Raw genomic sequence first — 1,004 nt, 5'->3', positions numbered from 1 at the left:
TGATCTTGTAGATTTTTAGATCCAGTTGAAATGATTGTTTTCTTTCCAGCAATGAGTGCCGGTGCCAAATAAGCAAAAGTCTTTCCGGTGCCTGTTCCAGCTTCTACAACAAGCGAACGCTTATTTTGAATAGCATATCCTACTGATTGAGCCATTTCGAGCTGTTCTGCTCGTGGCTTAAATCCTTTGATATTCTTACTCAATTCGCCATCACTGGAAAAGATCTTACTTATCTGTTTTTTCATAATTATTGCTATCTAGAAATAGGCGAAGATTTTATCATTATTAGACTCATTTATATATGAATTCTAATATTTTATATAAAACAAAAAACCCCAAGCCATTCAGCTCGGGGTTCTACATTCAGTACCTGGCGGTGTCCTACTCTCACATGGGGAAGCCCCACACTACCATCGGCGCATCGGCGTTTCACTTCTGAGTTCGGTATGGGGTCAGGTGGGACCACCGCTCTATCGCCGCCAGGATTATTCCTTTAATAACTTTTCTCTATTCTGCTCTCACTATCTCTAGTGTCTCACAACCAAACAAGCTGATTCACCTTAAAAACTTTCTCTTTCTTCTCTGAGTCTTTTTATTTTAGTCTTACAACCTCAAAAACCCTTGAGCGTTGTATAGTTAAGCCTCTCGGGCAATTAGTATCTGTTAGCTCAACGGCTCGCACCGCTTACACACCAGACCTATCTACGTCTTAGTCTTAAACAACCCTTACTGTCTTAATGACAGGGAGAACTCATCTCTTGGCAAGTTTCGTGCTTAGATGCTTTCAGCACTTATCTCTTCCGCACTTAGCTACCCGGCAATGCGTCTGGCGACACAACCGGAACACCAGTGGTGCGTCCACTCCGGTCCTCTCGTACTAGGAGCAGCCCCAATCAATTCTCCAACGCCCACGGCAGATAGGGACCGAACTGTCTCACGACGTTCTAAACCCAGCTCGCGTACCACTTTAAATGGCGAACAGCCATACCCTTGGGACCTACTTC

Annotated in this window: 2 rRNA genes and 1 pseudogene; all 3 read right to left on the bottom strand. The window is 44.1% G+C overall.

Going from position 1 to position 1,004, the window contains the following annotated elements:
• Nucleotides 1-245, bottom strand: a pseudogene (locus KH286_RS09590) (ATP-dependent DNA helicase); the annotation flags it as partial.
• A gap of 123 nt (nucleotides 246-368) precedes the next feature.
• Nucleotides 369-484: ribosomal RNA gene (rrf, locus tag KH286_RS09585) — 5S ribosomal RNA — on the bottom strand.
• Between the two features lie 148 nt (nucleotides 485-632).
• A 23S ribosomal RNA gene (locus KH286_RS09580) occupies nucleotides 633-1,004 on the bottom strand; the annotation flags it as partial.

It is taken from the genome of Veillonella parvula (genome assembly GCF_018378075.1).
GTDB lineage: Bacteria > Bacillota > Negativicutes > Veillonellales > Veillonellaceae > Veillonella > Veillonella parvula_K.
This window is presented reverse-complemented; position numbering and strand designations above follow the sequence as displayed.